The following is a 22,936-nucleotide window of genomic DNA, read 5'->3' as shown; positions in this document are numbered from 1 at the left end:
CCATGTCGACCGCTACCCTCGAGCAGCCGCCCGCCGCCCCCGCGGCCCCGGAGGCGTTCACCGTCACGTTCATCATCCGCCGCTTCGACCCCGAGGTGGACGCCGAGCCGCGCTGGCAGGACTTCGACGTCGAGATGTACTCGACCGACCGCGTCCTCGACGCCCTGCACCGCATCAAGTGGGACCAGGACGGATCGCTGACCTTCCGCCGCTCGTGCGCGCACGGCATCTGCGGATCCGATGCGATGCGGATCAACGGCCGCAATCGCCTGGCCTGCAAGACGCTGATCAAGGATCTCGATATCTCGCAGCCGATCTACATCGAGGCGATCAAGGGGCTGCCCCTCGAGAAGGACCTCGTCGTCGACATGGAGCCGTTCTTCGCCTCCTACCGCGAGGTGCAGCCGTTCCTGGTCGCCAACACCCCGGCGCCCAAGGGCAAGGAGCGCGTGCAGTCGGTCGCCGACCGCGCCCGCTTCGACGACACCACGAAGTGCATCCTCTGCGCCGCGTGCACGTCGTCCTGCCCCGTGTTCTGGACCGACGGGCAGTACTTCGGCCCCGCGGCGATCGTGAATGCCCACCGCTTCATCTTCGACTCGCGCGACGACGCCGGTGGAGCGCGCCTGGACATCCTCAACGACAAGGAGGGCGTGTGGCGCTGCCGCACGACCTTCAACTGCACGGAGGCGTGCCCGCGCGGCATCCAGATCACGCAGGCGATCGCCGAGGTGAAGCAGGCCGTCATCCGCGGCCGCGCCTGATCCTCCCCCTCGCGAACGCGTCCGGCCCGCCGGGATCCTCGGATCCGGCGGGCCGGACGCGTTCCTGCGTGCAGGCGGGCGCGTGCACGGGAGCGCCGCGAGGCCTCAGTACGCTGGAGGAATGACCGAGGCGGCCGACACTCCCCGCGGGATCCCGGGCCTGTTCGAGCGGGTCATGCGGACGCGGCCGGTGCGGGTGATGCTCCACTACTCCGAGACCGGCGGGCCCCTCTTCGCCTCCGGACTCGCCTTCCAGGCCCTGTTCGCGGTCTTCGCGGCGCTCTTCGTCTTCTTCGCCGTCTTCGGCTTCTGGGTGCGCGACGACTCGGTGCTGCGCGACTCCCTCCTCGATCTGGTGACCCGCTCCGTCCCCGGCCTGATCGGCGGGAAGAACGCGCTCGTGTCGGTGGACGACCTGCTCGACTCGTCGATCCTCGGCTGGACGGGTGCGATCGCGGCCGCCGGCCTGCTCTGGACGGCGCTGAACTTCCTGGGGAGCCTGCGCCAGGCGGTCCGGCTGCTCTTCTCGCTCCCCGGACCCACGACCCTCTTCGTCCTGCTCAAGCTCAAGGACGCGGGGCTCGCCCTGGTCTTCGGGGCGGTGCTGCTGGTCTCGGCGGGTCTCTCCGTGTTCTCGACCTCGCTGGTGGACGTGGCGTTCGGCTTCCTCGGGATCGGCAGCGAGTCGATGCCGGCCCGTCTCGCCGGCAGCGCGGTCGGCCTGCTGATCATGCTCGCCCTGGACACGGGCACCCTCGCCGGCTCCTTCCGCATCCTCTCGGGCATCTCGATCCCCTGGAAGAACCTCTGGGCGGGGTCGCTGCTCGGCGGGATCGCTCTCGGCGCGCTCAAGGTCCTCGGAACGCAGCTGCTGGGCGGCGCCTCCCGCAATCCGCTGCTCGCCTCGTTCGCGGTCCTCATCGGTCTGCTGATCTGGTTCAACCTCGTCTGCCAGGTGATCCTGATCGCCGCGTCGTGGATCTCCGTCGGGATGAGCGACGCCGGGATCTCGGCGCGCAAGCTCACGCCGGAGGAGCGCGAGAAGGAGCGGGAGGAGCAGCTGCGCACCGCGCGCCGCACCCTCGCCGAGGCCGAGCGCGAGCGGCTTCGCGCCGCGCTGCCGGAGGCGTCCCTCCTGAAACGACGGCGCCTGGAGCGCCAGCTCGCGCAGCTCGAGGAGGAGCTCGAGCAGCTCGCCGCCTGACCCGGCGGTCCGCTTCCCGGTCTTCCCGGCGTCGCCGCGCCCGATTCCGCCTGCCGATTCTGTCCGTTTCTGTTGACTTCCCTCCTGAACGGGTCTAAAAAGAGGTAAACGCAGATCCGAGGTCGGCAACGACACCGCGGATCCGGCGCACCACCCACGGCGAGACGACGGAGTCCACATGTACGCACCGGAGCGGCACCAGGCGATCCTGGACCGCGCCCGCACCGACGGGCGTGTCGAGGTCCGCGACCTCGCCCTCTCCCTCGCCGTGACGCCGGAGACGATCCGCCGCGATCTCACCAGCCTCGAGAAGCGGGGCCTGCTGCGCCGTGCGCACGGCGGAGCCATCCCCGTCGAGCGGCTGGGCATCGAGCCCGAGGTCGCCGCCCGCGAGGGACACCTCGCCGGCGAGAAGGACCGCATCGCCACCGCGGCCCTCGCCGAGGTGCCCGACGGCGGCTCGATCGCCATCGACGCCGGCACCACCACGGTGCGGCTGGCGGAGCTGCTCCCCCTGGACCGCCGGCTGACGGTCGTCACCCACTCCCTCCCCGTCGCGATGGCGCTCGTCGGCCGGCCCAACATCGACCTCCACCTCATCGGCGGGCACCTGCGCGGAGTCACGCAGGCCGCCGTCGGGCCGTGGGCCGCCCAGGCCCTCTCCACGGTCTCGGTGGACGTCGCCTTCATCGGCACGAACGGCCTCAGCCTCGAGCGCGGGCTCACCACCCCCGATCTCGACGAGGCCGTCGTCAAGTCCGCGATCATCGCCTCCGCCCGCCGGGTCGTGGTCCTCGCCGACCACTCGAAGTTCGGCCGGCAGGACTTCGGGCACGTCGCTCCGCTGTCCGCGGTCGACACCGTCATCACCGACGCCGATGTCGACGACGAGCTCGCCGACGACATCGAGTCGGCCGGCCCGGAGGTCGTCCGCGCATGATCGTCACCGTCACCGCCAACCCGAGCATCGACGTCACACTCTCCACGAGCGGCTTCGCCGTCGGCGAGGTCAACCGTGCGCACGACGTGCGGCGCGACCCGGCCGGCAAGGGCGTCAACGTCGCCCGTGCCCTCGCGCGCAACGGCGTCGAGGCGACCGCGGTCTACCCGGCCGACGCCTCCACCGGCCTCGACCTGTCCACGATGCTCCGGGCCGCCGGAGTCCGCTCGGCCAGTGCGGCGATCGCCCACCCGATCCGCACCAACATCACCGTGGTCGACGACCGGACGGGCCGCACCACCAAGATCAACGAGCCCGGCCCCGCCGTCACGGAGGAGGAGGCCCGCGCCCTCTCCCAGCTGATCGGCGAGCACGTCTCGGCCTCGCCCCGCTGGCTCGTCGCCTGCGGCAGCGTCCCCCCGGGACTGGGAGTGGACTTCTACCCCGCCCTCGGCCGCCTCGCCCTGCACTTCGGCGTCCCCCTCGCCGTCGACACCTCGGGAGCCCCCCTGACCGCGATCATCGCGGCCGGCACCGCCACCCTGGTGAAGCCCAACCTCGAGGAGCTCGAGGAGCTCCTCGGCCGCTCCCTGACGACGGTCGGAGACGTCGTCGCCGGAGCCCGTGAACTCCTGCAGCTGCCCGACGCGCGAGCGCTCGTCAGCCTCGGAGAGCACGGCGCCCTCCTCGTCACGGCGTACGCGTCGTGGTGGGCGGGCGCCCCCGCCGTCGTGCCCCTCAGCACCGTCGGCGCCGGCGACAGCACGCTCGCCGGCTACCTCTCGGCCGTCGACGCCACGGAGGCGGAGCGCCTCGCGACAGCAGTCGCGTGGGGTACCGCCGCCGTCCAGCTCCCGGGCAGCGAAGCCCCGGGTCCCGACTCCCTCCGCCTCGACGACGTCTCCGTCGTCGAGAACCCCGACCCCACCCTCCCGATTGGAGAACTGAGCGCATGACTGCTCTCACCGAGGCGTCGACGGTCATCGTCGACCTCACCGCCGCCACGAAGGACGAGGCCACCGCGCAGCTCGCGAAGACGCTCGCCGACGCCGGCCGCGTCACCGACCTCGACGGCTTCCTCACCGACGTCCGCGACCGCGAGTCGCAGATGGCGACCGGCATGCCCGGCGGCATCGGGATCCCCCACGCCCGCTCCTCCCACGTCGTCTCGCCCAGCGTGGCGGTCGGCATCGCGAAGCAGGGCGTCGACTTCGGCGCCCCCGACGGCCCGGCCGACCTGATCTTCCTGATCGCGGCTCCGGACGGCGCCGACCAGGCGCACCTCAAGATCCTCGCCCAGCTCGCCCGCAAGCTGATCCACGAGTCCTTCACCGGTTCCCTCCGCGCCGCCGCCAGCGGCCAGGAGGTCGCGGACATCATCGCCCGAGAGGTCGTCGTCTCATGAGGATCGTCGCCGTCACGAGCTGCATCGCCGGCATCGCGCACACCTACATGGCGGCCGAGGCCCTCGAGCAGGCCGCGAAGAAGAAGGGGTACGAGATCCAGGTCGAGACCCAGGGCGCCGCGGGGTCCGATCCCATGTCGGACCGGACCATCGCCGACGCCGACGTCGTGATCCTCGCCGCCGACCTCGAGGTCCGCGGCAAGGAGCGCTTCGCCGGGAAGCCCACCCTCGAGGTGGGCACGTCGGAGGCGCTCGCGAAGGCGGCCGACGTCATCGACCGCGCCGTCGCGAAGGTGCAGGACGCGCCCGCCGCGAGCCCCGCCTCCGGCCCGCGCTTCGTCGCCGTGACCAGCTGCATCGCGGGCATCGCCCACACGTACATGGCGGCGGAGGCGCTCGAGCAGGCCGCGAAGAAGCGCGGCTACCCGATCCACGTCGAGACCCAGGGCGCGGCCGGCTCGGACGAGATGACCGCGGCCGACATCGCCGCCGCGGACGTCGTCATCCTCGCCGCCGACCTCGAGGTCCGCGGCAAGGACCGCTTCGCCGGCAAGCCGATCCTCCAGGTGGGCGTCGCCGAGGCCCTGTCCAAGCCGGACGAGGTCCTCGACCGCGCTCTGGCCCTCCGCGGCTCCGGCTCCGCCGCGTCCGCCCCCGCCCGCTCGACTCCGGCCGCGGCCCCCGCCGCGCCGAAGAAGGTCGGCGTCGGAACACGCATCCGCCAGAACCTGATGACCGGCGTCTCCTACATGATCCCGTTCGTCGCGGCGGGCGGTCTGCTGATCGCGCTGTCGTTCCTGTTCGGCGGCTACCGGATCGTCGACTTCACGGCCCAGCAGATCATCGACGACGGCTTCAACGTCGCGAACATCACCGACTGGGCCGGAGTGATGTTCCTCATCGGAAGCGCGACCTTCGCGTTCCTGGTGCCGGTGCTCTCGGGCTTCATCGCCTTCGGCATCGCCGACCGTCCCGGCATCGCGCCGGGCTTCCTCGGCGGCGCGGTCGCGGTCACCGTCGGCGCGGGCTTCCTGGGCGGCCTCGCCTCCGGCTTCATCGCCGGCTACGCGGCCCTCTACATCTCGCGGATCAAGCTCCCCGCGGCGTTCAAGTCGCTGATGCCCGTCGTGATCATCCCCCTGATCGCCACCTTCATCACCGGCTTCCTGATGTTCGTGGTGCTCGGAGCGCCGCTCCGCGCACTGAGCGAGGGCCTGTCGTCCTGGCTCTCGGGCCTCTCGGGCGGCAACCTGATCATCCTGGGGATCATCCTCGGCCTCATGATGGCGTTCGACATGGGCGGTCCGGTCAACAAGGTGGCCTACGCCTTCGCGACCACCGGCCTCGCCTCCGTCCCCGCCGACGGCGACCCGAACTCCGTGCAGTTCAAGGTGATGGCGATCGTCATGGCCGCCGGCATGACCCCGCCGCTGGGTCTGGCCCTGGCCACGACGCTCCGCAAGCGCCTGTTCACCGACGCCGAGCGCCAGAACGGCAAGGCCGCCTACCTGCTGGGCGCGTCCTTCATCTCGGAGGGGGCCATCCCGTTCGCCGCGGTCGACCCGCTGCGCGTGATCCCGTCCGCCATGGTCGGCTCGGCCGTCACGGGTGCGCTCGTCGCGCTCTTCGGCTCCACCCTCCGCGCCCCGCACGGCGGCGTCTGGGTCACCGGGCTCGTCGGGCAGCCGATCCTCTACCTGGTCGCCATCCTGGTGGGCATGGTCGTCACGGCCGTCTGCGTGATCATCGCGAAGAGCATCAAGCGCGCCCCAGTGGTCGCCGAGGTGCCCGAGCCCGCCACCGCGCAGGCCGTCCCCGCCTGATCCCCTCCGACCGACCGTCCTGAGCGGTCCCGCCGGCGGTCGCCTCCGCGCTCCTCCCCCTCTCCGAGGGAGTGGCGTGAGGCGGCCGCCGGCTTCCGCGTTCCGGGGTGCGAGCGCGGCCGGGCGGCCCGCTCCGCGGCTCCGAATAGACTGCTCCGGTGACTCGCAGCACCCTCCGCATCGCCTCCGTCAACGTGAACGGCGTCCGCGCCGCCTACCGCAAGGGGATGGGCGACTGGCTCGCCGCCCGCGACGTCGACGTCCTGGCCCTGCAGGAGGTCCGCGCCTCCACGGACGACCTCACGGGGCTCCTCGGGGACGAGTGGGACGTGCTGCACGACGAGGCGACCGCCAAGGGGCGCGCCGGAGTCGCTCTCGCCTCACGCAGGCGCGCCACGATCCACCGCGTGACGTTCGGCGCCGACGACTTCGACTCGGCAGGACGCTGGCTCGAGGCCGACTACGAGGTCGGCGGCCGCTCGCTCACCGTCGTCTCCACCTACGTCCACTCCGGCGAGGTCGGCACCCCCAAGCAGGTCGAGAAGTACCGCTTCCTCGACGCGATGGAAGCGCGCCTGCCCGAGATCCGGGCGCACAGCGAGCTCGCCGTGGTGATGGGCGACCTCAACGTCGGCCACCGCACGCTCGACATCAAGAACTGGAAGGGCAACGTCAAGAAGGCAGGCTTCCTCCCGGAGGAGCGCGCCTACGTCGACCGCTTCGTCGGCGCCGAGGGCGACCCGGACTACAACGCCGGTGCCGGACTGGGCTGGGTCGACCTCGGCCGCCGGTTCGCGGGCGAGGTGCCCGGACCGTACACGTGGTGGTCCCAGCGCGGCCAGGCCTTCGACACCGACACCGGCTGGCGCCTCGACTACCAGCTCGCCACGCCCGCGCTCGCCGACCTCGCCCGCAGCTACGAGGTCGACCGCGCCGCCTCCTACGACACCCGCTGGTCCGACCACTCCCCCGTGGTCGTCGACTACGAGCTCTGACCCTCTCCCCCGCGAACCGACCCCTCGAGGCCACCCATGACTCCCAGCACCCCGGGCGCCAAGCCCGTCATCTTCTCCGGCATGCAGCCCTCCTCCGGGTCGCTGCACCTCGGCAACTACATCGGCGCGCTGACCCAGTGGGTCGCGATGCAGGAGGACTTCGACGCCTACTTCTGCGTCGTCGACCTGCACGCGATCACGGTCCCGCAGGATCCGCAGCAGCTCCGCGAGCGCACCCGCGCGACCGCCGCGCAGTACATCGCCGCGGGCATCGACCCCGCGCGCTCGACCCTCTTCATCCAGTCCCACGTGCCCGCTCACGCCGAGCTCGCCTGGGTCCTCAACACCCTGACCGGCTTCGGCGAGGCCAGCCGGATGACGCAGTTCAAGGACAAGTCGGCGAAGCAGGGTGCTGAGGCCGCCTCGGTGGGTTTGTTCACCTACCCGATCCTGATGGCGGCCGACATCCTGCTGTACCAGACGGACGCGGTGCCGGTCGGCGAGGACCAGCGCCAGCACCTGGAGCTCACCCGCGATCTCGCCGCGCGCTTCAACTCGCGCTTCGGTGAGACCTTCGCCGTGCCGGAGCCCCACATCGTGCGCGAGACCGCGAAGATCTTCGACCTGCAGAACCCGGGCGCCAAGATGTCGAAGTCGGCGGAGTCGGATGCGGGCCTGCTCAGCGTGCTCGACGAGCCGAAGGCGACCGCGAAGAAGATCATGCGCGCCGTGACGGACACCGAGTCGGAGGTGCGCTTCGACCGGGCGGCGAAGCCCGGCGTCTCGAACCTGCTGACGATCTACTCGGTCCTCGCCGACCGCTCCATCGAGTCGCTGGAGCAGGAGTACGCGGGCCGCGGCTACGGGGACCTCAAGAAGGGCCTCGTCGAGGTGGTCGCCGCCACCTTCGACCCGATCCGAGCGCGGACCGCGGAGCTGCTCGCCGACCCGGCCGAGCTCGACCGGGTCCTTTCCCTCGCCGCCGACCGCGCGTCCGAGACCGCGGAGCGCACGCTCGCCGCCGTCTACGACTCCGTCGGCCTCCTCCGCCGCGTCCGCTGAGGCGGCCGTGCTGCGGCTCGCGCTCTTCGACCTCGACGACACCCTCTTCGCCCATGCCCGCGCTGTGCGGGAGGGGATCGTCGCGTACGCCGCCTCGCTCGGCGCCGCCTACGCCGGCGAGCCGGCCGACGTGCAGCGCCGCTGGCACCTGCTCGAGGAGGAGCACTACCACCGCTACCTCGCGGGCGAGCTCGACTACGAGGGCCAGCGCCGGGCGCGCGCCACGGACTTCGCCGCGGAGGCCGGAGTCGGGCTGACTCCCGAGGAGGCGAGCTCCTGGTTCCGCGGGTACCTCGAGCACTACATCGCCGCCTGGACCCTCCACGACGACGCGCTGCCCGTCCTCGACCGGCTCGACGCCGCCGGAGTCCGCCTCGGCGTCATCACCAACGGCGTGCTCGACTTCCAGCGGGGGAAGATCGAGGGCACGGGCCTCTCCGGTCGCTTCGAGCACGTGATCGCCTCCGGCGACGTCGGCGTCGCCAAGCCGGACGCGCGGATCTTCGCGATCGCCTGCGAGCGGTTCGGGGTCTCTCCGGAGGAGGCCCTCTACGTCGGCGACCGGCTCGGCACCGACGCCGTCGGAGCGGCCGCTGCGGGCCTGCGCGGCGTCTGGCTCGACCGCGTCGGCGGTCCCGAGCACGGCCGCGAGCTGCCGCCCGAGGCGGTCGAGCTGGGCGTGCGCCGGATCGCTTCCCTGGACGAGCTGGACTCGCAGCTCGGGCTGCCGGCGGACTGAGGCCCCGCCCGGTCCGGGTCTCGATAAGCCGCCTGCAGCGACTACGCGACCAGCATGCAGGTCCGAATTGCCGGGTCTCGATGAGCCGTCTGCGGCGACCACTCGACCAGCACGGGTGTCCCCGAACCACCCCGTTGCGATACCCGTTGCGCCGTCGTCGGAACGACGAAGCGCCCCACCCGACCCGAGGGTCGGACAGGGCGCATCACCGTGAACGGACTCACGCCATCCGCTCGTCGCGCGAGGCGAACGGGGAGGACGCGTGTCAGCGTCGTCCCCTAGCCGGACGCGACCCGCTCCCCGAGACGCGACCACCTCGATGAGCCGACCGCGCCGCGGCAGGCAGGGACTGCAGCGGAGAAAACTACTGCACGTCCTCGTCGATCCAGTCGAAGGTCTTGGTGACGGCCTTCTTCCAGAGGCGGTACTGGCGGGCGGCCTCGTCCTGGTCCATCTGCGGGGTCCACCGCGAGTCCTCCTGCCAGTTCTGGCGCAGGTCGTCGAGGTTCTCCCAGAAGCCGACCGCGAGACCGGCCGCGTAGGCCGCTCCGAGCGCGGTGGTCTCCGCGACGACCGGTCGGACGACCGGGACGCCGAGGATGTCGGCCTGGAACTGCATGAGCAGGTTGTTGGCGATCATTCCGCCGTCGACCTTGAGCTCCTGCAGGGGGACGCCGGAGTCGGCGTTGACCGCGTCCAGGACCTCGCGGGTCTGGAAGGCGGTCGCCTCGAGCGCGGCGCGGGCGATGTGGCCCTTGTTGACGTAGCGGGTGAGGCCGACGAGGGCTCCGCGGGCGTCGGAGCGCCAGTAGGGGGCGAACAGACCCGAGAAGGCGGGGACGAAGTACGCGCCTCCGTTGTCCTCGACGGTGGCGGCCAGCGCCTCGACCTCGGGAGCCGAGCCGATGAGGCCCAGGTTGTCGCGCAGCCACTGGATCAGCGAGCCGGAGACCGCGATCGAGCCCTCGAGCGCGTAGTGCACCTCGCCGTCGCCGAGCTTGTAGCCGATGGTGGTGAGCAGACCGTTCTTCGAGTGGACGATCTCGGTGCCCGTGTTGAAGATCAGGAAGTTGCCGGTGCCGTAGGTGTTCTTCGCCTCGCCCGGATCGAACGCCGCCTGGCCGAAGGTCGCGGCCTGCTGGTCGCCGAGGATGCCGGCGATCGGGACCTCGCGCAGCAGCGACGAGGACTCGACGTGCCCGTAGACCTCGGAGGAGGAGCAGACCTCGGGGAGCATCGACTTCGGGACCCCGAAGGCCTCGAGGATGTCGTCGCGCCACTCGAGGGTCTCGAGGTCGAGGAACAGGGTGCGGGAGGCGTTGGTGACGTCGGTCTTGTGGACGCCGCCGTCGATGCCGCCGGTCAGGTTCCAGAGGACCCAGGTGTCCGTCGTGCCGAAGATCAGGTCGCCCGCCTCGGCCTTCTCGCGAGCACCCTCGACGTTCTCGAGGATCCAGACGATCTTGGTGCCGGAGAAGTAGGTCGCGAGCGGGAGGCCCACGATCGACTTGAAGCGGTCAGCGCCCTCGTCGCCGGCGAGGCGGTCGACGATCGACTGGGTGCGGGTGTCCTGCCAGACGATGGCGTTGTAGACGGGCTTGCCGGTCGTCCTGTCCCAGACGACAGCGGTCTCGCGCTGGTTGGTGATGCCGACGGAGGCGATGTCGTGGCGGGTCAGGTCGGCGCGGGAGAGAGCCTGGCCGATCACCTCGCGGACGTTGTTCCAGATCTCGATCGGGTCGTGCTCGACCCAGCCGGCGCGCGGGAAGATCTGCTCGTGCTCCTTCTGGCCGGTGGAGACGATCGATCCCTTCTTGTCGAAGATGATCGCGCGGGACGACGTGGTCCCCTGGTCGATAGCGATGACGTAGTCAGCCATGAATGATTACTCCTTCGTAACGGGGGGTGAAAGGAAGCGCGGCGGTCTAGAGGACCGGGAGCAGCACGAGCGAGGCGAGGCCCGCGAGCACTCCACCGACGATCGGGCCGGCGACGGGCACCCAGGCGTAGCTCCAGTCGCTCGAGCCCTTGCCCTTGATCGGCAGCAGCGCGTGCGCGATGCGGGGGCCGAGGTCGCGGGCGGGGTTGATGGCGTAGCCGGTCGGGCCGCCGAGGGAGGCGCCGATCGCGATCACCAGGATGGCGACGGGCAGCGCGCCGAGCGCGGCCAGACCGCCGTCGCCCTGACGTCCGCCGCCGAAGCCGATGACGACGAAGACGAGGACGAAGGTGCCGATGACCTCGGTGACGAAGTTCCAGCCGTACGAGCGGATCGCCGGACCGGTCGAGAAGACGCCGAGCTTGTTGGCCGCGTCGGGCTCCTCGTCGAAGTGCTGCTTGTAGGCGAGCCAGCAGAAGACGGCACCGAGGATCGCACCGATCATCTGGGCGAGGATGTAGACGAGGATCGAGACGATGTTGACGGGCACGCCGGAACCGAACTCGGTCGCTCCACTCGCGACGAGGCCCAGGGTGACCGCGGGGTTGAGGTGCGCCCCCGAGTTGTACGAGACGATCACACCGGCGAAGACCGCGAAGCCCCAGCCGATGTTGACCATGAGGGTTCCGCCGTTGAGACCCTTGCTCTTCACGAGCGCGACGTTGGCGACGACACCGCAGCCGAGGAGCACGAGCATGGCCGTTCCCACGACTTCGGCGAGGAAGACCACTCCGAGATTGTCCACGTTGACCTTTTCCTTTTCGTAAGACGGACGCGCACAGGCGTCCGCGGCGGGCTTCGATGCCCGACGGTGTGAAGTTATCGGCGCCCTGTCCTAGCGACAAGGAACGGCGCGTGCACGTTTGTGCGTTGTCACGACGGAAGCCCCGGTCGAGGTGGTCCTCGGTCCGGGGCTTCCGTCGATCCGCGCCTGACCGCCGATCAGGACGCGGGCACGGCCGTCGGGGTCTGCACCGAGGTGCCCCCGACGTCGACGCCGTTGTACTCCTTGAGGTGCGCGATGGTCGCGTCGACCTCCGACGCGCGGGCGGCGTCGTCCCAGCCCAGCACGGCGCCCGTGTGCTCGGCGAGCTCCTCGAGGAGCTCGCGGCTCAGGCCGCCCGTGAAGGCGTGGTTGGTGCGGCGCATCACCAGGTCGATGAGGTGCACCACGCTCTCGCGCTGGGCGAGGTAGCGGATCTCACCGGTGGTGAAGTCCTTGTCGAAGTCGAGCGCCTCGTCGTGTCCGTCGGCCAGGGCCTCGATGACCTCCTGCGCGCGGGTGCCGTAGCGCTCGAGCAGCTGGCCCGTGCGGGCCGAGGAGAGCCCGGAGCGGTGCTGGCTGATCCACTGCGCGCGGGACGCGTCGGTGCGCGGGAAGCCCTTGCCGCCTCCGATGGGGGTCTTCACGGTGGAGACGCGACGGGTCACGCCGATCCGCTTGAAGACCTCGTTCGAGAGGTGCTCCGACAGGGCGCGGAACGTCGTCCACTTGCCGCCGACCAGGCTGAGCACGGGCGAGCCGTTGCCGGGGAGCGTCGAGGGCTCGATGCGGTAGTCGCGGGAGACGAAGCCCGGGGCCTCGTCGTCGTGGCGGGGCAGCGGGCGGATGCCGGAGAACTTGAAGACGATCTGCGAGCGGTCCACGCGGATGGCCGGGAAGACGTGGTTCACGAGCTCGAAGAAGTAGTCGATCTCCTCCTCCGTGCACACCGCCGGCTTCGTGGGGTCGGCGTCGATGTCGGTCGTGCCGACCATCACGCGGCCCTTGAGCGGGTAGATGAGGACGATGCGTCCGTCGCTGTGCTCGAAGAACATCTCGCGGCCCTCGCAGGCCTCGACCAGCTCGGGGTTGTCGAGCACGATGTGCGAGCCCTTGGTGCCGCCCATGAACGTCGTGGTCGTGCCGAGGGCCGTGTTGGTGAAGTCGGTCCACGGTCCGGAGACGTTGACGACGACGTCCGCCGCGAAGGTGAACTCCTCGCCGGACTCGCGGTCGCGGAGGACGACACCCTTCTCGTCGGCGCCGACGGCCTCGACGTAGTTGGCCGCGCGGGCCTTGCTGCCGCCGATCAGCGCGTCGTGGAGCACGTCGAGCGCGAGGCGCTCGGGCTCGTGCACGGAGGCGTCGAAGTAGGTGGCGGTGTACTTGATCTTCGGGTCGAGCTTGGGGAGCTCGTTCAGCGAGCGCTTGCGCCCGTGGAACTGGTGGCGCGGGACCGTGCCGCCGTCGCGGGAGAAGAAGTCGTACATCGTGAGGCCGACCTTGATCAGCAGCGCACCGCGCTCCTGCGGCTTGCCCGACTTGTGGGTCAGGAAGCGCAGCGGAGCCGCGAGGATGCCCGAGAACGTCGAGTAGATCGGGATCGTCGTCTGCAGCGGCTTCACGTAATGGGGAGCGATCTTCAGCAGGCCGTTGCGCTCGTGCACGCCCTCGTTGACGAGTCGGAACTCGCCGTTCTCGAGGTAGCGGATGCCGCCGTGGATCATGTGGCTCGAGGCGCTCGAGGCACCGGAGACGTAGTCGCCGCGCTCGACGAGGGCGACGTCGACGCCGTTGAGCGCGAGCTCGCGGAAGGTCCCGATGCCGTTGATGCCACCGCCGATGACCAGGACCGTGGCGCGGGGGTTGTCGCGGAGAGCAGCGACGCTCTCGCGCAGAGCGGAGTTTCCGGGAGTTCCGTCGGACTGTGCCACTTCGTACTCGCCTTCGTGTCGTAGGGGTGTCGTCGAGGCCTCCGCACCAGCGTGCACCGGGGAGATGACCGATTGATTTCGCGGAGGAATACAGCCATCCTTGACCCGACAACACATCCGGTCAAGACGGGTGGAAATCCGTGCAGGGAGCGCTATGACCCCGGTGAGACCGGTCGTCGAACTCGACGAGACGACCCACGCGACCCATCCCGACAAGACGCGGGACGCGCTTCGTGCGGCCCAGCTGTACTACATGCAGGATCTGACGATGGACGCGATCGCGCACGAGCTGCACACGTCGCGCTCCTCCGTCTCGCGCCTGCTCTCGCACGCCCGCGCGACCGGCCTGGTCGACATCCAGATCCGCTCCCCCCTCGACCGGGCGAGCGCCCTCTCGGCCGAGGTGCGGTCCCACTTCGACATCACGGCGCACATCGTGCCGGTGCCGGACCACACCAGCGAGATCGACCGGCTCGAGCGGGTCGCCCTGTCCGCAGCGAGGATCCTCGGGCAGTTCATCGACTCGAACATGATCGTCGGCATCGCCTGGGGCTCCACGATGAGCGCGATCAGCCGCCACCTGATCGCCAAGGAGACGCACAACACGCAGATCGTGCAGCTGAACGGCGCCGGCAACACCGAGACCACGGGCATCAACTACTCGAGCGAGATCCTCCGCCGCTTCGGCGACGCCTACGCGGCGAAGGTCCAGCAGTTCCCGGTGCCGGCGTTCTTCGACGACCCGACCACCAAGCAGGCGGTGTGGCGCGAGCGCTCCACCCGACGGGTCCTGGAGCTGCAGCAGCGGATGGACGTGGCGCTGTTCGGGCTCGGGTCGCCGTTCGCGGCGGTCCCCTCGAAGGTCTACATCGGCGGCTACCTGGAGCCGAGCGACTTCACCTCGCTCAGCGGCTCCGGGGTCGTCGGCGACGTCGCGACGGTGTTCTACCGGTCCGACGGCAGCTGGGACGACATCCCCATGAACGAACGTGCAAGCGGTCCGGACCTCTCCACGGTGCGCCGCGCGTCGCGCCGGATCTGCGTCGTGTCGGGCGCCTCGAAGCTGCCGGGCCTGCGCGGCGCCCTGGCGGCCGGCCTCATCACCGACCTCATCCTCGACGAGGGAACGGCCCGCGCCCTCATCTCGGACTGACGCCTCCCGCCCCCTCCGCGGGACGCCGCTCGGGTACGCGGCACGCCGACCCAGGCGCACCGGAGCGGCGTCTCGCGGGAGCGGTCAGGACTCGCGGGCGTGCGCGTCGAGGAACTCGTAGACCTCGGCGTCGTCGATGCCGGGGAAGGTGCCTGACGGCAGCGGCGCGAGCACGTGCGCGTGCAGGCGCGCGCTCGGCCAGGCGTTGCCGTCCCAGCGCGCGGCGAGCTCCGACGGAGCGCGTCGGCAGCAGGACTCGTCGGGGCAGCGGGAGAGCTCGCGGCGGTCGGTGTCGCGGCCTCGGAAGAAGCGGGCCTCGGCGAACGGGACGCCCACGGTGATCGAGAACTCCTCGGTGTCGGTCGTGCCGGTCTGCGACGCCGACCAGAAGGTCCCCGCCGGGGTGTCGACGTACTGGTAGTACTCCGTCGTCCGGTTGGTCCGGGTGAACGCGGAGCGCGCCGACCAGTAGCGGCAGACCACCTGGCCCTCGACGGCCCCGGTGACGTCGGTCGGCAGCGGCAGCCCGTCGTTCTCGTAGGCCTTCTGGATCGAGCCGTCTCCCAACACGCGCAGGAAGTGCATCCGGATGTCGAGGTGCGAGGTGAGCAGGTTCGTGAAGCGCAGGGCGGCGGCCTCGTGGGTGACGCCGAAGCCGTCGCGGAAGTCCTCCACCGAGATGTCCCGCTCGCGCTTCGCCTCCTGGAGGAACGCGACCGCCGGCTCCAGCGGCATCAGGCACGCGGCGGCGAAGTAGTTGATCTCGAGGCGCTGGCGGAGGAAGTCGGCGTAGGTCACCGGCCGCTCGTGCCCGAGGAGGCGGTGCGCCATCGCCTGCAGCGCCAGCGCCCGCAGGCCGTGCCCCCCGGGGATCGAGGCGGGCGGGAGGTAGATCCTGCCGTTCGCGAGGTCGATCACCGAGCGGGCGGAGTGCGGCAGGTCGCCGACGTGGATGATCTCGAAGCCGAGGTGCCGGGCCATCTTCGAGACGGAGCTGTGGGTCAGTGCTCCTCCGCGGTGCCCGACGGTGCGGAGCATCTCGCCCGCCACCTCCTCGATCTCGGGCAGGTAGGAGCTGCGCTCGCGCAGCTGGAGCCGCTGGGCGGTGTTGGCCCGGCGCGCCTCCTCCGGTGTGGCACTCGCCTCGCTCCGTCGCCGGGCGAGCTCGCGGTAGACGCCGAGGAACGCCTCCAGTACGGGCGTGCTCAGCCCCTTGTTGACCTTGAACTCGGGCAGGCCGAGCGAGCGGTACAGCGACCCCTTCTGCACGCGCGCCAGCTCGATCTCGAGCGCGGCCCGCTCGCTCGGCGGCTCGTCCGAGAGCAGCGCCGCCAGCTCGACGCCGAGCGCGGCCGCGAGGCGCTGCAGGAGGGAGAGGCGCGGCTCGCGGCGGCCCGTCTCGATCAGCGAGAGCTGGCTCCCCGACACGTCGACGCGCTCAGCGAGCTGCCCGAGGGTCAGTCCGCGCCGGGTGCGGAAGTGGCGCAGGCGCTGCCCGAGCAGCACGGCGTCGGAGCCCGGGGCGGGTGTCGAGGGATCGGTCACGGCGAGCTCCAGCGGTCGGTTGTGACGGAAGCGCAAAAAGGCGGTTTCTTGACCGCCTGAGCGCCGGGAATACCCCCTGATCCTCCTCCATCCTGGCTTCAGGCGCCACTGAGCGCCCCTCCCGGCCCGGCCGGCCTCTTCCCGGCTGCGGCCGGCGACTCCCCACCCCCGTCGACGACGACCACCGAAAGCGGAGCCAGCATGAGCATCTACAGCAACACCGTCCGACTCGAGCCGAGCACCATGACCGCGCCGACGTCCGTCCCCGCGCCCGTCGTGCCGCCGGCGCCCCTCGCCCTCCGCCGCTGGGTGCGCGAGACCGCCGCGATCCTCCAGCCCGACTCGATCGAGTGGAGCGACGGCTCCCCCGCGGAGTGGTACCGCCTCACCGAGCGGCTCGTCGCCTCCGGCACGCTCCTCCCGCTCAATCCGGAGTGGCGGCCCGGCTCGTTCCTGGCCCGCACCGACCCGGACGACGTCGCCCGGGTCGAGGACCGCACCTTCATCTGCACGACCGACGAGGCCGACGCGGGACCGACCAACAACTGGCGCGAGCCCGCCGCGATGAGGGCCGAGCTCGCTCCCCTCCTCGACGGAGCGATGCGCGGACGGACGATGTACGTCGTCCCGTTCTCGATGGGGCCCGTCGGCGGTCCGCTCTCGCAGCTGGGCGTCCAGGTCACCGACTCGGCCTACGCGGTGCTGAACCTGCGGATCATGGCGCGCGTGGGCTCCGAGCCGCTCGCCGCCTTCACCGAGGAGACCCCGTTCGTCCGCGGCGTGCACACCGTGGGGCTGCCCCTCCGCGACGCGGACGGCGTCACCCGCGAGGACGTCGCCTGGCCGTGCAGCCCCGTGAAGTACATCACCCAGTTCCCGGAGACGCGCGAGATCGTCTCGTACGGCTCCGGCTACGGCGGCAACGCCCTGCTGGCGAAGAAGTGCTTCGCCCTGCGCATCGCCTCGGCGATGGGGCGCGAGGAGGGCTGGCTCGCCGAGCACATGCTGCTGATCCGCATCGTCTCGCCCGAGGGACGGCGCTACCACGTCGCCGCCGCCTTCCCGAGCGCGTGCGGCAAGACCAACCTCGCGATGATGCAGCCCGCGATCCCCGGCTGGCGGGTCGAGACGCTGGGCGACGACATCACCTGGATGCGCCGCGGCGAGGACGGACGCCTTTGGGCGATGAACCCCGAGACGGGCTTCTTCGGCGTCGCTCCCGGCACCGGGGAGACCTCGAACCCGAACGCCGTGCAGACGCTCTGGGGCAACACGATCTTCACCAACGTCGCGCTCCGCGAGGACGGCGACGTGTGGTGGGAGGGCCTGACCGACGAGGTCCCGGAGCGGCTGACCGACTGGCGCGGGCAGCCGTGGACGCCGGCGTCCGGCACGCCCGCCGCGCACCCCAACTCCCGCTTCACCGCGCCGGCCGCGCAGTGCCCGTCGCTCTCCGCCGACTGGGACGCCCACGAGGGCGTGCCGCTGGACGCGATCGTCTTCGGTGGCCGACGGGCGAGCAACGTCCCGCTGGTCACGCAGGCCACCTCGTGGCAGCACGGCGTCTTCCTGGGTGCGACCGTCGCCTCCGAGAAGACCGCGGCCGCGGAGGGCACGGTCGGGGAGCTGCGCCGCGATCCGTTCGCGATGCTCCCCTTCTGCGGCTACAACATGGCCGACTACTTCGCGCACTGGCTCGCGATCGGCGCTGAGCTCGGCGATGCGGCGCCGGCGGTGTTCCAGGTCAACTGGTTCCGTAAGGACGCGGGCGGCGAGTTCCTCTGGCCCGGCTTCGGCGAGAACGCGCGGGTGCTGCAGTGGCTCGTCCGCCGCCTGGAGGGGCTGGCGGAGGCGCGGCGGAGCCCCCTCGGCGACCTGCCGGTCGCGATCAACACGCACGGGCTCCGGCTCTCCGCGGCCCAGAAGGAGGAGCTGTTCTCCGTCCCTGTCGAGGCGTGGCTGGAGGAGTGCGCGCTCACGGAGGAGTTCTTCACGCGGTTCGGCGACCGGCTGCCGCCCGAACTGACCGCCGAGCTCCAGGCCCTGCGGTTCCGGCTCCTCGCCGAGAAGCTGCCGCTGGCGGCCTGATCCCCCTGACCGAGCCGGCGCCTGCCGGACACCCCTGTGGCCCGCGGGCGGATCATCCCCCTTTCCTCGCACCCCCGCGGGTCCACTCCCCCCTTCCGCTCCCACGACGACGGGCACCATGACCGACCGCATCACGCTCCGCTTCCTCGCCGCCCCGCAGGACGCCACCGCCGACGGCCGCAGCGCCCAGGCCGGCCGCGTCCTCGAGTGGATCGACAAGGCCGGCTACGCCTGCGCCGTGGGCTGGAGCGGCGGCTACTGCGTGACGGCGTACGTTGGCAACGTCCACTTCACCCGGCCCATCTCGGTCGGCAACCTGATCGAGGCGACCGCCCGCGTCATCCACACCGGGCGCACGAGCATGCACGTGCTGGTGCAGGTCGCGCAGGCGGATCCGCGGACCGGCCTCTACGAGGACGCCACGCACTGCCTCCTCGTGTTCGTGGCCGTCGACGACGAGAAGAGGCCGCGGTCGGTCCCGGAGTGGCGGCCCCGCTCGATCGAGGACCTGTCCCTCGCCGAGGGCGCCGCCGCGCGCATCGACGGCCGCCGACGGCTGCACGACGTGATGCGCGCCCAGGAGTACACCGAGGAGGGCACCGGTCCGCGGATCGTGTTCCGCTTCCTCGCGGCGCCGGGCGACGTCAACTGGGGCGGCAACGCCCACGGCGGGATCGTGATGCGCTGGATCGACGAGGCGGCCGACGCGGTCGCGCAGCGCTGGACCGGCCGCGACGCGGTGGCCGTCTACTCCGGCGGGATCCACTTCTACCGTCCGGTGCGCATCGGGCACCTCGTCGAGGTGGAGGCGCGCCTCATCCACACGAGCGCCCGGAGCATGCACCTGGCGGTGCACGTGCGCTCCGGGGACCCGCGGACCGGCGAGCTGGAGCTGACCACGCAGTGCCGGAGCGTCTTCGTGGTGCGGGGCGCCGACGGGGCGGCCGAGCCGGTTCCGCCTCTCGAGCTGCGGACCGAGGAGGACCGGCGTCTGGACGCCCATGCGCGCGAGCTGATCCTCCTGCGCGCGGCGCTGCCGCCGCTCCCGCTCGCGGGGACGGCCGGCGCTAGGGTCGGAGCGTGAAGCTGCCGATCCTCGTCCTCAACGGCCCGAACCTGAACCTGCTCGGCACCCGCGAGCCCGAGCTCTACGGCTCGGACACCCTCGTCGACGCCGAGGCGCTGGCGGCGGAGGCGGCCGAGCGGCACGGCTTCACGGTCGAGACCTTCCAGAGCAGCTCGGAGGGCGCGATCGTCGACCGGCTGCACGCGGCTCGCGGCTCCGTCTCGGGAGTGGTGCTCAACGCCGGGGCGTACACGCACACGTCGATCGCGATCCGCGACGCCGTCCTCGCGACCGAGCTGCCGATGGTCGAGGTGCACGTGAGCAACGTGCACCGGCGCGAGCCGTTCCGGCAGCACTCCTACCTCTCGGACGTCGCGATCGCCGTCATCGTCGGCGCGGGGATCGCCGGCTACGGCTACGCGGTGGACGTGCTCGCGCGAGCGGCGGAGAAGCCATGAGCGGCCTCGGACGCTCCTTCGGCAGCGCGGTCGACGCCTACGACCGCGGGCGGCCCGGCTACCCCGACGACGCCGTCGACTGGATCCTGGGGCACGCCCCCGCGCGGGTGGCGGGCGCCTTCATCCCGGAGCGGGCCCGCGCGGCGGGAGCCGACGCCTCCGATCGGCTGCGCGCCGTGGACCTCGGCGCGGGAACGGGCAAGTTCACCGCGTCGCTCGCGTCCCGCGGCCTCGACGTGACCGCGGTCGAGCCCGACGCGGAGATGCTCGCGCGGCTCGCCTCGAATCTGCCGGGGGTCCGCCCCGAGGAGGGGACGGCCGAGGCGATCCCCGCCGCGGACGCCTCCGCGGAGCTCGTCACCGCCGCGCAGTCGTGGCACTGGGTCGACGCCGAGCGCGCGGGAGCCGAAGTCGCCCGCGTCCTGGTGCCGGAGGGCGTGCTCGCGCTGGTGTGGAACATCCGCGACGAGTCGGTCCCCTGGGTGCGCCGGCTCGGCGAGGTCGCCGGAGCCTCCACCGCCGAGCGCTTCGAGACGCTCCGGCCGCCGCTCGGCTCCGCTCTCGAGCGGGTGGCGTTCGCGGCCTTCGAGTGGTCCTTCGAGCTGGACCGAGCCGGGGTGCGGGACATGTTCGCGTCCCGCAGCTCCGTCATCGCGATGCCCGACGAGGAGCGCGCCGCGGTCCTCGCGGCGGTCGACGCCGTGGTGGACGAGGAGTCGGGCGGGAGCGGGACCGTCGCGATGCCGTACTCGACGCGCGTGACGATCGCGCGCCGCTCCTCCTCCGCCTGACTCCGCGCCGCGCGCCGCGGACCGCCCCGCCCGCCGACTACCCTCGGAGGGCGCCGCACCGGCGCGAGCACCGAGAGCACGAGGAGAGACGCACGTGAGCATCATCGCCGCCGCAGACGGGTCCGCACTGGGCAACCCCGGCCCCGCCGGCTGGGCCTGGTACGTCGACGACGAGCGCTGGGCCGCGGGCGGCTGGTCGCACGGCACGAACAACATCGGCGAGCTCACCGCGGTGCTCGAGCTGCTGCGCGCGACCGCGCAGGAGGAGGAGCCGCTGCACATCCTCTGCGACAGCCAGTACGCCATCAAGGCCTGCACCGAGTGGCTGCCGGGCTGGAAGCGGAAGGGCTGGCGCAAGGCCGACGGCAAGCCGGTGATGAACGTCGAGATCATCAAGGCGCTCGACGAGGAGCTGCAGGGCCGGGCGGTCACCTTCGAGTGGGTGAAGGGGCACGCCAACCACCGGATGAACGAGGCCGCCGACGTCCGCGCCCGGAGCGCCGCGACCGCCTACCAGCGCCGGCAGCCCGTCGACGCCGGACCCGGATGGCCGACGGCCGCCGCCGTGCCCGCCGCGGCCGCTGCGCCCCCCGTCGAGGACTCCGCCACCCTCTTCTAGCCGCGTTCCCCCTGGGGCAGCCGCAGCAGCCCCGTCGCCACCAGCTCGCGCACCCGCGGCAGCACCGAGTCGGACACCGCCTCCTCCTCGACCTGGAGGAGCGAGGCGACCGCCGCCGCGATCGCCGCCACCGAGAGCTCGCCGTCGCAGGCGCCGACCACGGCGGCCAGCGCCGTGTCGACCTCCTCGACCCGGGCGAAGCCGCCGCCCTGCCGCAGCCGCAGCACCGTCGGATCGTCGTTGCCCGGCCAGTAGTGCCGCTCCTCCGTGACGTCTCCGGCGACGACCAGGGCGAGACCCGCCAGAGCGCGATCGTCCATCGACGCGAGGGCCTCGGCCGCGTCGAGGCAGGCGGCGAGGTGGCCGCCCAGGCCCGCGGTCGCGACCGGCGTGGTGATCCGCTCGAGGCGGCGGATCGGCGGGCGGGGCTGCTCGGGCAGGCGGAGCGTGACGTAGCCGAAGCCGACGCCGGTCACCCCGCGCCGCTCGAAGTCGGTCAGCCAGGCGTCGACCAGCGCGTCGAACGCGGGGCCGCGAGTCGTGCCGCCGTCCCGGATCCAGGTCTCGGCGTAGACCGCCGGATCCTGACGCTCGCGCTCCACGACCCAGACGTCCAGCGGAGAGGCGGTCCCGCCCATCCAGGCGTCGAGCCCCTCGGGCCCCGCCTCGAGCGCCTGCTCCAGCGGGCTGCGGGCGTCGGCGAGCCAGTCCGCGATCCGGTCGAAGGCGTCCGCGCCCTCCCGGTACTCCCAGTTCCCCAGGAGCTGCGCGACACCGCCGGGCACCAGGTGCTCGGCTGCTCCGAGGATCACGCGGCGCACGATCTCGTCGCCCTCCAGCCCGCCGTCGCGGTACTCGTAGGAGGGGACGCCCTCGACTCGCGGCGTGATGACGAACGGCGGGTTCGTGACGATGTGGTCGAAGCGCTCCCCCGCGACCGGCTCGTAAAGGCTGCCGAGGCGGAACTCGATGTTCTCGATCCCGTTGAGCGCCGCAGTGAAGGAGGCGAGCGCGAGCGCGCGCTCGGAGATGTCGGTGGCGACCACCTGCTCGGCGTGGCGGGAGGCGTGCAGCGCCTGGATCCCGCAGCCGGTCCCCAGGTCGAGCACGCGGCCGACGGGCCGCTGGATCATCAGGCCGGTCAGCGTGAGGCTCGCGCCGCCGACGCCGAGCACGTGGTCCTCGTCGAGCGCGCGGCCGAGGGCGAGCTCCCCGAGGTCGGAGGCGATCCACCAGGAGGCCGCGCCGCGCTGGTCGACCACGTCGTAGGGGCGCAGGTCGAGGGCCGCGGTGACGACGGCTCCGGCCTCGACGCGCACCAGGCCGAGCTCCACCGCCCCCTCCAGCGCGAGAGCGCCGAACGCCTCGTCCGCGTCGTCGGCCGAGACGGGATCGGCCAGGAGGAACAGGCGGGCGAGGGTGGCCAGCGCGTCGTGGTCGCCGCTGCGCTCGAGGGCGCGGCGGGCGGGGACCCGATCGCCGCGGTGCAGCGCCTCGGCCGCTTCGTCGCCCCAGAGCCCCCGCACGGCGTCCACGCCGTAGCGGGCGCGGATCAGGTCGTCGCGCAGGAGGGCGATGCGGGCTCGGTCGAACGGGTCTGCGGAGAACACCGCTCCATCCTCCTGCACACGGGTCGGCCACCGGGGCC

Annotated in this window: 20 protein-coding genes; 15 read left to right on the top strand and 5 right to left on the bottom strand. The window is 71.8% G+C overall.

The window, feature by feature from the left end; genetic code table 11:
* The first annotated feature begins 2 nt into the window (after nucleotides 1-2).
* From C5C63_RS07445 to C5C63_RS07400, 9 genes are all read left to right on the top strand, one after another.
* Nucleotides 3-764, top strand: a complete 762-nt coding sequence (locus tag C5C63_RS07445; RefSeq protein ID WP_068254543.1) for a succinate dehydrogenase iron-sulfur subunit — start codon at nucleotides 3-5, stop codon at nucleotides 762-764.
* A 121-nt stretch (nucleotides 765-885) separates the two neighbouring features.
* Nucleotides 886-1,968 (top strand): YhjD/YihY/BrkB family envelope integrity protein, encoded by a 1,083-nt coding sequence (locus C5C63_RS07440; RefSeq protein WP_104223189.1) that lies wholly within the window; start codon nucleotides 886-888, stop codon nucleotides 1,966-1,968.
* A 178-nt stretch (nucleotides 1,969-2,146) separates the two neighbouring features.
* On the top strand, nucleotides 2,147-2,908 hold the full coding sequence (locus tag C5C63_RS07435) for a DeoR/GlpR family DNA-binding transcription regulator (RefSeq protein WP_104226423.1): 762 nt from the start codon (nucleotides 2,147-2,149) through the stop codon (nucleotides 2,906-2,908).
* Nucleotides 2,905-3,864 (top strand): 1-phosphofructokinase family hexose kinase, encoded by a 960-nt coding sequence (locus C5C63_RS07430; RefSeq protein ID WP_104325789.1) that lies wholly within the window; start codon nucleotides 2,905-2,907, stop codon nucleotides 3,862-3,864. Before C5C63_RS07435 ends, C5C63_RS07430 begins: the two co-directional genes overlap by 4 nt.
* Nucleotides 3,861-4,313, top strand: a complete 453-nt coding sequence (locus C5C63_RS07425; protein WP_104261596.1) for a PTS sugar transporter subunit IIA — start codon at nucleotides 3,861-3,863, stop codon at nucleotides 4,311-4,313. The genes C5C63_RS07430 and C5C63_RS07425 overlap by 4 nt, the downstream gene beginning before the upstream one ends.
* Nucleotides 4,310-6,136, top strand: a complete 1,827-nt coding sequence (locus C5C63_RS07415) for a PTS fructose-like transporter subunit IIB (RefSeq protein ID WP_104232839.1) — start codon at nucleotides 4,310-4,312, stop codon at nucleotides 6,134-6,136. The genes C5C63_RS07425 and C5C63_RS07415 overlap by 4 nt, the downstream gene beginning before the upstream one ends.
* A gap of 158 nt (nucleotides 6,137-6,294) precedes the next feature.
* Nucleotides 6,295-7,131 carry an exodeoxyribonuclease III gene (locus C5C63_RS07410; RefSeq protein WP_104263197.1) on the top strand — a complete coding sequence of 279 codons (837 nt, stop codon included), beginning with the start codon at nucleotides 6,295-6,297 and terminating at the stop codon, nucleotides 7,129-7,131.
* 36 nt (nucleotides 7,132-7,167) lie between these two features.
* Nucleotides 7,168-8,193 carry a tryptophan--tRNA ligase gene (gene trpS / locus C5C63_RS07405; RefSeq protein ID WP_104325788.1) on the top strand — a complete coding sequence of 342 codons (1,026 nt, stop codon included), beginning with the start codon at nucleotides 7,168-7,170 and terminating at the stop codon, nucleotides 8,191-8,193.
* Between the two features lie 7 nt (nucleotides 8,194-8,200).
* Nucleotides 8,201-8,932, top strand: a complete 732-nt coding sequence (locus C5C63_RS07400) for an HAD family hydrolase (RefSeq protein ID WP_104325787.1) — start codon at nucleotides 8,201-8,203, stop codon at nucleotides 8,930-8,932.
* 364 nt (nucleotides 8,933-9,296) lie between these two features.
* Here C5C63_RS07400 and glpK read toward each other — a convergent pair whose 3' ends face one another.
* The 3 genes from glpK to C5C63_RS07385 form a co-directional block, all read right to left on the bottom strand.
* A complete protein-coding gene (glpK, locus tag C5C63_RS07395) occupies nucleotides 9,297-10,811 on the bottom strand; it encodes a glycerol kinase GlpK (protein ID WP_104226427.1) in 1,515 nt (504 codons plus the stop codon).
* 46 nt (nucleotides 10,812-10,857) lie between these two features.
* The gene (locus C5C63_RS07390) at nucleotides 10,858-11,568 is read right to left on the bottom strand and encodes an MIP/aquaporin family protein (protein WP_374952909.1); all 711 of its coding nucleotides are present in this window, start codon (nucleotides 11,566-11,568) and stop codon (nucleotides 10,858-10,860) included.
* Nucleotides 11,569-11,813: 245 nt separating this feature from the next.
* Nucleotides 11,814-13,568, bottom strand: coding sequence for a glycerol-3-phosphate dehydrogenase/oxidase (locus C5C63_RS07385; RefSeq protein WP_258065223.1), 1,755 nt, complete (start codon nucleotides 13,566-13,568; stop codon nucleotides 11,814-11,816).
* A gap of 154 nt (nucleotides 13,569-13,722) precedes the next feature.
* On the opposite strand from C5C63_RS07385, the gene C5C63_RS07380 reads away from it, so the two are divergent.
* Nucleotides 13,723-14,721, top strand: coding sequence for a sugar-binding transcriptional regulator (locus C5C63_RS07380; RefSeq protein WP_104223198.1), 999 nt, complete (start codon nucleotides 13,723-13,725; stop codon nucleotides 14,719-14,721).
* Nucleotides 14,722-14,805: 84 nt separating this feature from the next.
* On the opposite strand, the gene C5C63_RS07375 is transcribed toward C5C63_RS07380, so the two are convergent.
* Entirely contained in the window at nucleotides 14,806-16,266 is a 1,461-nt protein-coding gene (locus tag C5C63_RS07375; RefSeq protein WP_104325786.1) for a helix-turn-helix domain-containing protein, read from the bottom strand.
* Between the two features lie 243 nt (nucleotides 16,267-16,509).
* Between C5C63_RS07375 and C5C63_RS07370 the strand changes: the two genes are divergently transcribed.
* From C5C63_RS07370 to C5C63_RS07350, 5 genes are all read left to right on the top strand, one after another.
* Nucleotides 16,510-18,354, top strand: a complete 1,845-nt coding sequence (locus C5C63_RS07370; RefSeq protein ID WP_104325799.1) for a phosphoenolpyruvate carboxykinase (GTP) — start codon at nucleotides 16,510-16,512, stop codon at nucleotides 18,352-18,354.
* A gap of 118 nt (nucleotides 18,355-18,472) precedes the next feature.
* Complete coding sequence (locus C5C63_RS07365; protein ID WP_104232844.1) at nucleotides 18,473-19,438, top strand: acyl-CoA thioesterase; 966 nt, start codon at nucleotides 18,473-18,475, stop codon at nucleotides 19,436-19,438.
* The gene (gene aroQ, locus C5C63_RS07360; RefSeq protein WP_104325785.1) at nucleotides 19,435-19,878 is read left to right on the top strand and encodes a type II 3-dehydroquinate dehydratase; all 444 of its coding nucleotides are present in this window, start codon (nucleotides 19,435-19,437) and stop codon (nucleotides 19,876-19,878) included. Before C5C63_RS07365 ends, aroQ begins: the two co-directional genes overlap by 4 nt.
* On the top strand, nucleotides 19,875-20,669 hold the full coding sequence (locus tag C5C63_RS07355) for a class I SAM-dependent methyltransferase (protein ID WP_104325784.1): 795 nt from the start codon (nucleotides 19,875-19,877) through the stop codon (nucleotides 20,667-20,669). The genes aroQ and C5C63_RS07355 overlap by 4 nt, the downstream gene beginning before the upstream one ends.
* 94 nt (nucleotides 20,670-20,763) lie before the next feature.
* Nucleotides 20,764-21,288, top strand: a complete 525-nt coding sequence (locus tag C5C63_RS07350) for a ribonuclease H (RefSeq protein ID WP_104232847.1) — start codon at nucleotides 20,764-20,766, stop codon at nucleotides 21,286-21,288.
* On the opposite strand, the gene C5C63_RS07345 is transcribed toward C5C63_RS07350, so the two are convergent.
* The gene (locus tag C5C63_RS07345) at nucleotides 21,285-22,898 is read right to left on the bottom strand and encodes a methyltransferase (protein WP_258065225.1); all 1,614 of its coding nucleotides are present in this window, start codon (nucleotides 22,896-22,898) and stop codon (nucleotides 21,285-21,287) included. The genes C5C63_RS07350 and C5C63_RS07345 overlap by 4 nt on opposite strands.
* Between the last annotated feature and the right edge of the window lie 38 nt (nucleotides 22,899-22,936).

Origin of the sequence: Rathayibacter sp. AY1B8, assembly GCF_002932775.1 — a bacterium.
Taxonomy (GTDB): Bacteria; Actinomycetota; Actinomycetes; order Actinomycetales; family Microbacteriaceae; genus Rathayibacter.
The sequence above is the reverse complement of the archived record's forward strand: the minus strand, read 5'-3'. Positions and strand labels throughout refer to the sequence as shown.

Excerpts from the sequence above, each read along its gene's own strand:
- C5C63_RS07380 (WP_104223198.1), top strand. The coding sequence starts at position 13,723 with ATGACCCCGGTGAGACCGGTCGTCGAACTCGACGAGACGACCCACGCG.
- C5C63_RS07365 (WP_104232844.1), top strand. The coding sequence starts at position 18,473 with ATGACCGACCGCATCACGCTCCGCTTCCTCGCCGCCCCGCAGGACGCC.
- C5C63_RS07370 (WP_104325799.1), top strand. The coding sequence starts at position 16,510 with ATGACCGCGCCGACGTCCGTCCCCGCGCCCGTCGTGCCGCCGGCGCCC.
- C5C63_RS07415 (WP_104232839.1), top strand. The coding sequence starts at position 4,310 with ATGAGGATCGTCGCCGTCACGAGCTGCATCGCCGGCATCGCGCACACC.
- C5C63_RS07440 (WP_104223189.1), top strand. The coding sequence starts at position 886 with ATGACCGAGGCGGCCGACACTCCCCGCGGGATCCCGGGCCTGTTCGAG.
- glpK (WP_104226427.1), bottom strand. The coding sequence starts at position 10,811 with ATGGCTGACTACGTCATCGCTATCGACCAGGGGACCACGTCGTCCCGC.
- C5C63_RS07390 (WP_374952909.1), bottom strand. The coding sequence starts at position 11,568 with ATGCTCGTGCTCCTCGGCTGCGGTGTCGTCGCCAACGTCGCGCTCGTG.
- C5C63_RS07425 (WP_104261596.1), top strand. The coding sequence starts at position 3,861 with ATGACTGCTCTCACCGAGGCGTCGACGGTCATCGTCGACCTCACCGCC.
- C5C63_RS07445 (WP_068254543.1), top strand. The coding sequence starts at position 3 with ATGTCGACCGCTACCCTCGAGCAGCCGCCCGCCGCCCCCGCGGCCCCG.
- C5C63_RS07430 (WP_104325789.1), top strand. The coding sequence starts at position 2,905 with ATGATCGTCACCGTCACCGCCAACCCGAGCATCGACGTCACACTCTCC.
- C5C63_RS07355 (WP_104325784.1), top strand. The coding sequence starts at position 19,875 with ATGAGCGGCCTCGGACGCTCCTTCGGCAGCGCGGTCGACGCCTACGAC.
- C5C63_RS07435 (WP_104226423.1), top strand. The coding sequence starts at position 2,147 with ATGTACGCACCGGAGCGGCACCAGGCGATCCTGGACCGCGCCCGCACC.
- trpS (WP_104325788.1), top strand. The coding sequence starts at position 7,168 with ATGACTCCCAGCACCCCGGGCGCCAAGCCCGTCATCTTCTCCGGCATG.